The organism is Flavobacterium sp., assembly GCF_028712645.1.
Classification (GTDB): domain Bacteria; phylum Bacteroidota; class Bacteroidia; order Flavobacteriales; family Flavobacteriaceae; genus Flavobacterium.
In genome coordinates, this window is the sequence record NZ_JAQTPQ010000014.1 from 18,266 (window position 1) to 28,010 (window position 9,745).

Annotated in this window: 11 protein-coding genes; 8 read left to right on the forward strand and 3 right to left on the reverse strand. The window is 34.7% G+C overall.

Translation table 11 applies throughout. The annotated features are described in order from the left end of the window. Both PHC28_RS02065 and lpxD read right to left on the reverse strand, forming a co-directional pair. Entirely contained in the window at positions 1–1,626 is a 1,626-nt protein-coding gene (locus tag PHC28_RS02065) for an acyl-CoA carboxylase subunit beta (protein ID WP_300096310.1), read from the reverse strand. Positions 1,627–1,840: 214 nt separating this feature from the next. Beyond that, positions 1,841–2,839 (reverse strand): UDP-3-O-(3-hydroxymyristoyl)glucosamine N-acyltransferase, encoded by a 999-nt coding sequence (lpxD, locus tag PHC28_RS02070; protein ID WP_300096312.1) that lies wholly within the window; start codon positions 2,837–2,839, stop codon positions 1,841–1,843. 177 nt (positions 2,840–3,016) lie between these two features. Between lpxD and PHC28_RS02075 the strand changes: the two genes are divergently transcribed. The 7 genes from PHC28_RS02075 (at position 3,017) to PHC28_RS02105 (ending at position 7,861) form a co-directional block, all read left to right on the forward strand. After that, complete coding sequence (locus PHC28_RS02075; protein WP_300096315.1) at positions 3,017–3,733, forward strand: L,D-transpeptidase family protein; 717 nt, start codon at positions 3,017–3,019, stop codon at positions 3,731–3,733. 900 nt (positions 3,734–4,633) lie between these two features. After that, complete coding sequence (locus PHC28_RS02080) at positions 4,634–4,939, forward strand: helix-turn-helix transcriptional regulator (protein WP_300096319.1); 306 nt, start codon at positions 4,634–4,636, stop codon at positions 4,937–4,939. Positions 4,940–5,017: 78 nt separating this feature from the next. Next, positions 5,018–5,254 carry a thioredoxin family protein gene (locus PHC28_RS02085; RefSeq protein ID WP_300096321.1) on the forward strand — a complete coding sequence of 79 codons (237 nt, stop codon included), beginning with the start codon at positions 5,018–5,020 and terminating at the stop codon, positions 5,252–5,254. Between the two features lie 3 nt (positions 5,255–5,257). Continuing rightward, entirely contained in the window at positions 5,258–5,704 is a 447-nt protein-coding gene (locus PHC28_RS02090; protein WP_300096324.1) for a rhodanese-like domain-containing protein, read from the forward strand. A 16-nt stretch (positions 5,705–5,720) separates the two neighbouring features. After that, positions 5,721–6,695, forward strand: a complete 975-nt coding sequence (locus PHC28_RS02095; protein ID WP_300096326.1) for a permease — start codon at positions 5,721–5,723, stop codon at positions 6,693–6,695. 51 nt (positions 6,696–6,746) lie between these two features. Next, positions 6,747–7,145: a nitrophenyl compound nitroreductase subunit ArsF family protein gene (locus PHC28_RS02100; RefSeq protein WP_300096328.1), complete on the forward strand. Its 399-nt coding sequence runs from the start codon at positions 6,747–6,749 to the stop codon at positions 7,143–7,145. 2 nt (positions 7,146–7,147) lie between these two features. Beyond that, the gene (locus tag PHC28_RS02105; protein WP_300096330.1) at positions 7,148–7,861 is read left to right on the forward strand and encodes an aromatic aminobenezylarsenical efflux permease ArsG family transporter; all 714 of its coding nucleotides are present in this window, start codon (positions 7,148–7,150) and stop codon (positions 7,859–7,861) included. A 63-nt stretch (positions 7,862–7,924) separates the two neighbouring features. On the opposite strand, the gene prfB is transcribed toward PHC28_RS02105, so the two are convergent. Further along, positions 7,925–9,023 (reverse strand): peptide chain release factor 2 gene (prfB, locus tag PHC28_RS02110; RefSeq protein ID WP_300096332.1). Its coding sequence is split into 2 segments (ribosomal slippage): positions 7,925–8,959 and positions 8,961–9,023, totalling 1,098 coding nucleotides; the frame shifts between segments, so codons are not numbered across the junction. 89 nt (positions 9,024–9,112) lie between these two features. On the opposite strand from prfB, the gene PHC28_RS02115 reads away from it, so the two are divergent. Further along, the coding region (locus tag PHC28_RS02115; RefSeq protein WP_300096334.1) for a threonine aldolase family protein at positions 9,113–9,745 on the forward strand (633 nt) is incomplete at its 3' end.

Here is a 9,745-nt window from a genome sequence, read left to right on the forward strand (position 1 = left end):
TTAGACTTGAATTACTCCCAAATTAAATTTCTTTTCGATAGGTGAGTGGTTTGCTGCTTCAATTCCCATAGAAATCCAGTTTCTGGTTTCTAAAGGGTCGATTATTGCATCTGTCCAAAGTCGTGAAGCTGCATAATAGGGAGAAGTTTGCTCATTATATCGAGCTTTAATTTTATCGAAAAGTGCTTTTTCTTTGGCTTCATCCACAATTTCTCCTTTTGCTTTAAGCGAAGATGCTTCGATTTGTGCTAAAACTTTTGCGGCTTGTGTTCCTCCCATTACGGCAAGTTCTGCACTTGGCCAAGCTACTATTAATCTTGGGTCATAAGCTTTTCCGCACATTGCATAATTTCCAGCTCCGTATGAATTTCCTATGATTATGGTAAATTTTGGAACCACTGAATTGGAAACGGCATTCACCATTTTGGCTCCATCTTTTATAATTCCGCCGTGTTCTGATTTTGATCCTACCATAAATCCAGTAACATCTTGCAAGAAAACCAATGGTATTTTTTTCTGGTTGCAATTAGCAATAAATCGGGTGGCTTTATCAGCTGAATCCGAGTAAATTACTCCACCAAATTGCATTTCTCCGTTTTTAGTTTTTACTACTTTTCGTTGATTGGCAACAATTCCCACAGCCCAACCATCAATTCTTGCATAACCAGTTATAATTGTTTGTCCGTAGCCATCTTTGTATGCTTCGAATTCAGAATTATCAACCAATCGGCTGATGATTTCCATCATATCGTATTGTTCATTTCGAGCTTTTGGCAAAATGCCGTAGATTTCATTTTCATCCAAAGCTGGTTTCACACATTTAATTCTATTAAAACCAGCCTTGTCATAATCGCCAATTTTATCAACAATATTTTTTATTTTGTCCAATGCGTCTTTATCGTCTTTGGCTTTATAATCTGTCACGCCCGAAATTTCGCAATGTGTTGTTGCTCCACCCAAAGTTTCATTGTCGATGCTTTCGCCAATGGCAGCTTTGACCAAATAACTTCCTGCCAAGAAAATGCTCCCTGTTTTTTCGACAATCAAAGCTTCGTCGCTCATAATGGGAAGATAAGCTCCACCCGCAACGCAACTTCCCATCACAGCAGCAATTTGGGTAATTCCCATACTACTCATAATGGCATTATTCCTGAATATTCGTCCAAAATGTTCTTTGTCTGGAAAAATTTCGTCCTGCAAAGGCAAAAATACGCCCGCACTATCTACCAAATAAATGATTGGAATTCTATTTTCCATCGCGATTTCTTGTGCTCTCAAGTTTTTCTTTGCAGTGATTGGAAACCAAGCACCCGCTTTTACAGTAGCATCATTGGCTACAACAATGCATTGTTTTCCATTGATATAACCTATTTTTACAACAACTCCTCCCGAAGGACAACCGCCAAATTCTTTGTACATTCCTTCTCCAACAAAAGCACCAATTTCGACGCATTTTACTTTATCAAGCAAATAATCGATGCGTTCTCGCGCCGTCATTTTTCCTTCGGAATGTAATTTTTGAATGCGTTTTTCTCCGCCACCCAGTTTTACTTTGGCAAATTTATGACGCAAATCGGAAAGAAGGAGTTTATTGTGGTCTTCGTTTTTATTGAAGTTCAAGTCCATATTGAAAATGTTTTATCTGAATAAAGTGATGGCTAAATTACGAAATCCATTGCAACATATTGTAGAAATGACAATAGAATTAATTGTTGCAAAAGAGGATTAATCGTATGCAATCCGTTTTCGATGGTTTAAACGTTAGAAAATATTTTACCGCAGATTCGCAGATTAACAAAAAAAATCTGCGAATCTGTGGTTGATTTTTTTAATAACTGATTTATTTCTTTGATTCGTTGACCAATCTTTTTAAAATCGCCCATTGTCTTAAAGCATCACGTGCATCGATAGCAGGATAACCCAACAAAGTTACACCCGCTGGAACATCTTTTGTAACACCAGAACCACCGCCAATAATCGAACCGTCGCCAATAGTCACGTGATCTGTGATAGATGCGCTACCGCCAATGAGAACACCATTGCCCAAAGTTACTGAACCAGCCAAACCACTTTGTCCTGCCATAATGCAAAATCTACCTAATTTACTATTATGACCAATCTGAATTAAATTGTCAATCTTGCAACCATCACCCAAAATTGTAGAGCTAAATTTTCCTCTATCCACACAAGAATTTGCTCCAATTTCAACTCCATTGCCAATAATAACATTTCCTATTTGTGGAATTTTAATTAACCCTCTTTCAGGATCTGGACGGAATCCAAAACCGTCAGCACCAATTGTGGCATTGGGATGAATGATACAGTTATTGCCCATATGACAACGTTCACGAACTACTGCGCCTGACCAAATTACGGTGTTTTTTCCAATGGTACATTCGTCAAGAATGGTAACATTTGGATAAATTGTGACGTTTTCACCAAGTTGAACATTGGGACCAATATAACATCCAGCTCCAATTCTTGATCCATTTCCAATCACAGCAGTTGAGTCAATAGTAGCTGTTGGATGAATTTGGGTGTCAAATAATGGAGTAGGAGGAGCGAAGAGTTCTAATACTTGCGACATTGCTAAATCAGCATTTTTTACTTTGATGAAAACTCTGTTTTCTCCTGGTTCAATTGAAATATCTTCGTTAACTACGGCAGCACAGGCTTTGGAAGTTTCCCATAATTTTTCATATTTTTTGTTCCCAATAAATGAAATATCGGAAGCACTGGCAAGTTCTAATTGTTCTGGAGCAGCTATTTTTATGGAAGTATCGCCAACAATAGTGCCTTTTAAAACTTCGTTTATTTCTTGGATAGAATAGGAATTCATTTCTTAGTAAGATTATGTTAGATTCATTATATAATCTTCAAATAAAGTAAATTTGCTTGGATTTTCCTAATGGATTTATTATTGCAATTTTAAAAAAATATATAGTTACTTTTGATTATGTTTGATGTTACAATGAGATTGATTTTTTAGTCAATCTAAAATATAAAAAATCAATTAATGAAACTGTCAACCAAACTCTTACTTATAATTTTAATGGTTTTTTCGTATTCCAATATTACAGGTCAATCAAAAAATTCCGCTATTGAAAATGCCTTATTAATTGCAGATCAAAACAAAAACCAATTGGGAAATGTTCAACAATTACTCGTTGTTTATAATGAGCAACCAGAAAGTTTCACTTCAGTTTTCGTGGCTTTGGAAAAAAAAGATGATAAATGGATTGTAAAGCAGGAACCAATTACAGCAGGAATTGGCAAAAATGGTTTTGCGCTTTCTAACCAAAAAATAGAAGGTGACGGAAAATCGCCAACAGGGATTTTCAGGTTGGGAAAATTATTTTCTTATGAAAAACAAACTAATACCTTATTGGAAAATCAGCAAACCACCAAGGATGACAAATGGATTGACGATGTAAATTCACCAGATTATAACAAGCACGTAAGCGGAGATACAGATGCAAAATCCTATGAAAATCTATTGTTGAGTAATGATGCTTACAAATATTGCACGGTTATAGAATACAATACTAATCCAGTTGTAAAGGGAAAAGGAAGTGCTATCTTTTTTCATTTAGCCACAAAAGTTCCTAATTTTACATCGGGGTGTATTGCTATTAATGAGGAATATATGAAGTCAATGATAGATTGGCTTGACCCAAAGCAAAACCCAACTATTATTATGGGGAATTTAGATATATTGAAAACGGGTATGTAAACGAATTAAATAGACCTGACAGGTTTTTAAAACCTGTCAGGTCTAAATTACATCTAAAAACGAGCTTTCTTATTATGTTTTTATTGGTCACAGTTGTAGTTAGAACTATGCACTTTAGTGCATTTTCCCTTTCAGGTTCTAAAAAATTTTACCGCAGATTCGCAGATTATTTATATGAATTTGGTTTTTAATCTGCGAATCTGCGGTTAAATTATTTTTACTCTTAAAACTTTGCATACTTTTAGTCTGCTAAATTAAAACTATTGACTTTCAGTCAATAGTGGTTTATTTGTACAACTTCTTGTAATTTTCATCGACCATTCTATCTGAATCAAAATATGGAACGATTTGTTTCATACCAGTTTCTACCAAATCCTACCATTTTTTTGGATTTTTATATTATAATGTAATTACTTCATTTTCAAGAATTTCGTATAGGTTATCTAAATTCATTTCGTCTTGTTAATGTGTTGGTAAATTATAATAAACGATTGGTAGTACAAATGAATTTTGGATTTTATTCTGATCTTTAAACTCACGAACCCAACCATCATTTGTACAATCTTAGCGATTGAATTAGAATCATACAAATGGAAAGTAGTTGATTGGGCCAAATAATCGTTTTCAGGCAAATCAGTCGAAATAAAAAACATTGGAACCGTGCCAAATGTCTTTGAATTCAAATAATAAGCAGTCACTCAAACATCGTGATTGTCAATTTTTATTGTAAATTTTAAATTAGTTTCTTCGTGGAAATGATATATTTTTCCTGAAAAAGAACACCCATCGAACGGTCTTCTTTTTTAAATTGGTCACAATATCCTTTTTTCCATAAAATTCCAAGACAATTGTTGTTATATAATTTATTATTCGTAATTTTACGAACAATAAAAATTATTTATGGGGATTGATACGAAATCGGATTATTTTACTAAGGATCAAGAACAAACAGCACGATTTGCAAAAGCAATGGGACATCCTGTTAGGATTGCCATTTTGCAATTACTAAATTCTCAAACTTGTTGCTTTCACGGGGATATGGCGGAGGAACTTCCAATTGCAAAATCTACATTATCTCAGCATTTGAACGAGCTTAAAGATGCAGGATTAATTCAAGGCAACATCACACCACCTACAGTAAAATATTGCATCAATAGAGAAAATTGGAAATTAGCCAAAATGCTTCTAAATGAGGTATTAAAATAAGTTAAAAATAATGTTCGTAAAAATGCGAATAAGTAAATATTGTTCGTATTTTCACGAATGAAAATTAATATTAAAAAAATGATACAAATAAAAGTTTTAGGAACGGGTTGCCCAAAGTGCAAAACAACTTACACTAATGTTTTGGAAGCCTTGAAACAATTAGGTTTAGAAGCCAATGTTATTAAAATTGAAGACATCGAAGAAATGATGAAATACAATGTCTTGACAACTCCAGTTTTGATGATTGACGAGGTTGTGAAAATTAAAGGGAGAATTGCACAAATAGATGAAATTAAAGAATTATTGAAAAATTAAATTATGGAAAATCAAACATTAGTACAAGAAATTTGTCCAACAACAACACAACAATGGATAAAAAACGGAGCAATAATAGTAGATGTTCGCGAAATGGATGAAGTAGCTCAATTGGCTTATGATGTGCCGAACATTATCAATTTACCTTTAAGTGTTTTTGAAGAATATTTTGCTGAATTGCCAAAAGATAAAGCCTTAGTAATGGTTTGTCGAAGTGGAGGAAGAAGTTTGAGAGCAGCTGGGTTCTTAGTAAATCACGGTTACGACAAAGTTGTGAATATGAAACACGGAATGATACGATGGGTACAAAAAGGGTTCCCGACCAAAGGCGATATTTCAACTGTTCTAGGAAATGCACAAGACAGTGGATGTTGCGGATCAACTGCTTCTTCTGATAAACAATCGTGTTGTGATAGTAGTCCCAAATCTGAGGAGAGTAAATGCTGTTAATCTAAATTAGATTATTATGTTCGACGGGCTACAATATTTTGCTGATTGGCTTATTTATTCTGTTTTTGCAATTGAGCAACATACAAAATTAGGCGATGCACTAAATTTCTTTGTCTTTGATACCTTGAAAATCGCGTTATTGCTTTTTGTAATAACGACAGTAATGGGAATTGTAAACTCTTATTTTCCAGTCGAAAAAGTGCGTAATTTTTTGAGTCGCAATAAACTCTACGGATTGGAATATCTCTTTGCATCCACCTTCGGAGTGATTACACCTTTTTGTTCTTGTTCGTCTGTTCCCTTATTTATCGGATTTGTCAAAGGAGGAATTCCGCTAGGCATAACTTTTACTTATCTCATCACTGCTCCATTGGTAAACGAAGTCGCAATTGCCATTTTTGCGGGAACTTTTGGATTGAAAATTACTGCTATTTATGTTTTGACAGGAATTGTTTTGGGAATAATTGGCGGATTTACTTTAGGAAAATTAAAATTAGAGAAACAACTTTCTCCTTGGGTTCAAAATATTATTGACAACGCACAAACTGAGGAAGAATTAGAAGAAGAAAAACTAACTCTTTCCCAACGATTTCATGCCATTTTAAAAGAAGCATATAATATTGTAAAAGGCGTTTCGCTTTATATAATAATTGGTATTGCGATTGGTGGTTTGATGCACGGATTTTTGCCAACAGGATTTTTTGAACAATATATTAATAAAGGACAATGGTATGCCGTTCCGCTGGCTGTGTTATTTGGTGTGCCAATGTATAGCAATGCGGCAGGTGTTATTCCCGTAGTCCAGGTTTTGGTTGCCAAAGGTGTTCCGCTTGGTACAGCCATTGCATTTATGATGGGAGTAATAGGATTATCCTTGCCAGAAGCGATGCTTTTGAAGAAAGTAATGACTTGGAATTTAATCGCTATTTACTTTGGAACAATTGCCTTTTTTATGATTGTATCAGGTTACTTATTCAATAGTATTTTATAATAAATAAAACTTCACCAAATGAAATTAACATCAATAAAAACAATAAAAATTATGAGTAAAAAAATTATTTTAATGGCCATTTTAATATTGCTATTTGTTTCTTATTTTGGAAACGCCCAGACCAAAAAAACAACTGTTGTTAACACAAAAACAAGCATCGAATTAATACAGTTTCATTCAGAACATCGTTGTATGACGTGTAATAAAATTGAAGAGTTGACCAGAGAAACACTAAAAAGTTATCCCACAATTCCATTTTCATTAGTAAATGTAGATGATGCTAAAAACGAAAAAAAAGCTGCACAATTTGAAGCTACTGGAACTTCTTTATTTTTATACAATCCAGCTACTAAAAAGAAACAAGATTTGACTGATATGGCATTTATGAATGCTGGTGATAAAGATAAATTTATCAAAGAATTGAAGAAAAAAATCGAAGCTTTCAAATAATTATGGAATGGTTAACTGATTTAGCTCAAAACCACGAAATTCCTTTTTTATCTGCTTTTGCATTAGGTTTATTAACCGCTATTTCTCCTTGTCCATTAGCAACAAATATAACTGCTACAGCATTTATTGCCAAAACAATAAACAGTAAAAAGAAAGTTTTGTTGAGTGGTTTTTTATACACTTTTGGCAGAATGTTTTCTTACACTGCAATTGGTGCCATAATTTATTTTGGAGCAAGTAAATTCCAAATTGCGAAGATTGTACAAGGAAACGGTGAGAAATTTATTGGACCAATTATGATAATTATTGGACTGATAATGCTGGATGTCATCAAATTAAATTTTATAAAAGGCAGCAACTTAACTGATATACTTTCGGATAAATTTAAGACCAAAGGACTTTTGGGTTCCTTTCTTTTAGGTGCATTATTCGCTTTGGCATTTTGCCCTTATAGTGGAGCATTATTTTTTGCAATGCTAATTCCATTAACGCTTTCAGCCGATGGCGGATTATTTTTACCCGTTTTGTTTTCAATTGGAACAGGTTTGCCAGTAATATTTTTTGCTTTTGTAATTGCTTTTAGTATGGAAAAATTAGGGAATTATTTCAAAACCATAACCAAAATTGAGAAAGTAATGCGAATTATTGCAGGAGTTGCTTTTGTTATTACTGGATTGTATTACATCAATATTTATTTGAAAATTATTGACTTATAAAAACAAAACCTAACAGGTTTTAAAAACCTGTTAGGTTTAAATTTTTTAAGCCTACGCTAAACTCTATTCCTCCTCCTTCTGTCCCATCATCATCAAGAAAGCTTTGAGGAACTCGTCAATTTCACCATTCATAACGCCATCAACGTTGCTGGTTTCATGACCTGTGCGAACGTCTTTGACTAATTTATAAGGTTGCATCACGTAATTTCTGATTTGCGAACCCCATTCGATTTTCATCTTTCCAGCTTCAATATCAGAACGTTGTGCTTGTTGTTTTTTGAGTTCAATTTCATACAATTGCGATTTAAGCATTTGCATTGCTCGATTTCTGTTATCGTGTTGCGACCGCGTTTCCGAACATTGAATCTGAATTCCCGAAGGTTTGTGGTTCAGCTGCACTTTGGTTTCCACTTTATTTACATTTTGACCACCAGCACCGCTAGAACGAGCCGTTGTGATTTCAATATCAGCAGGATTGATTTCAATTTCTATCGTATCATCCACCAACGGATACACATAAACAGATGCAAAAGAGGTATGTCGTTTAGCATTACTATCAAAAGGAGAAATTCGCACCAATCGATGCACACCGTTTTCGCCTTTCAAATAACCAAAAGCAAAATCGCCTTCAATTTCGAGCGTCACGGTTTTTATTCCTGCAACATCGCCTTCCTGATAATTGAGTTCGCGTATTTTGTAACCCGATTTTTCGGCCCACATCATATACATTCGCATCAGCATTGAAGCCCAATCGCAACTTTCCGTTCCGCCAGCACCAGCCGTAATTTGCAGCACCGCACTCAAACTGTCACCTTCATCAGATAACATATTTTTGAATTCTATGGCTTCAATATGATTTTGGGTAAGGTTGTATTGCTCATCAAGTTCTTCAACAGAAAGTTCTCCTTCTTTGTAGAATTCGTAAGCTAATTGCAACTCATCGGACATTTCGACCGCTTTGTTGTAATCTTCAATCCATTTTTTCTTGGAACGAAGTGTTTTTACATAGCTTTCAGCTTCCTTTGGATTGTTCCAAAAATCAGGAGCCAAGGTTTTTTCTTCCTCGTTGGTAATTTCGATTAGTTTGGCATCAACGTCAAAGATACCTCCTCAACGCACCAAGGCGCTCTACAATACCTTTTATTTGTTCGGTAGTTGTCATAAATTATAGTAATTTTGTGGCACAAAAATAGAAAAAATATTGGTTGGGACAATTCTCGAATTGTTCCAATTCAAAATAAAATAAATACAATGGAAATAAATTTAGTTAGTGATACTGTAACCAAACCTACTCAAGAAATGTTACGTGCAATGTTTCACGCCGAAGTTGGGGATGATGTTTATAAACAAGACCCAACTGTTATTGAACTCCAATCCAGAGTTGCCGAAATGTTTGGGATGGAAGAAGCTCTCTTTTTTCCTTCGGGAACAATGGCAAATCAAACTGCAATCAAACTGCACACGCAACCTGGTGAACAATTAATCGCCGATAAATATGCACACGTTTATAATTATGAAGGCGGAGGAGCTTCTTTTAACAGTGGAGTTTCCTGCTGTTTATTGAATGGAAATCGCGGAATGATTACTGCCGAACAAGTTGCGGGTTCTATCAATGATCCGGAATTTTATCACAGTGCTCTCACAAGCTTAGTGTGCGTTGAAAACACGACTAATAAAGGAGGCGGAGCTTGTTATGATTTTGAAGAGTTTAAGAAAATCAGAAAAGTTTGTGATGCTAATAATTTGAAATTTCACTTGGATGGAGCAAGAATTTGGAATGCTTTGGTTGCTACCAATGACAATCCAAAGGAATACGGAAAAGTGTTTCACACAATTTCTGTTTGTTTGTCTAAAGGTTTGGGAGCACCAATTGGTTCACTTTTA

Coding starts and splice junctions, on each gene's coding strand:
- PHC28_RS02085 (WP_300096321.1), top strand. CDS start 5,018: ATGATACAAATAAAAGTTTTAGGAACGGGTTGCCCAAAGTGCAAAACA.
- PHC28_RS02090 (WP_300096324.1), top strand. CDS start 5,258: ATGGAAAATCAAACATTAGTACAAGAAATTTGTCCAACAACAACACAA.
- PHC28_RS02075 (WP_300096315.1), top strand. CDS start 3,017: ATGAAACTGTCAACCAAACTCTTACTTATAATTTTAATGGTTTTTTCG.
- PHC28_RS02080 (WP_300096319.1), top strand. CDS start 4,634: ATGGGGATTGATACGAAATCGGATTATTTTACTAAGGATCAAGAACAA.
- PHC28_RS02095 (WP_300096326.1), top strand. CDS start 5,721: ATGTTCGACGGGCTACAATATTTTGCTGATTGGCTTATTTATTCTGTT.
- PHC28_RS02100 (WP_300096328.1), top strand. CDS start 6,747: ATGAGTAAAAAAATTATTTTAATGGCCATTTTAATATTGCTATTTGTT.
- PHC28_RS02065 (WP_300096310.1), bottom strand. CDS start 1,626: ATGGACTTGAACTTCAATAAAAACGAAGACCACAATAAACTCCTTCTT.
- PHC28_RS02105 (WP_300096330.1), top strand. CDS start 7,148: ATGGAATGGTTAACTGATTTAGCTCAAAACCACGAAATTCCTTTTTTA.
- lpxD (WP_300096312.1), bottom strand. CDS start 2,839: ATGAATTCCTATTCTATCCAAGAAATAAACGAAGTTTTAAAAGGCACT.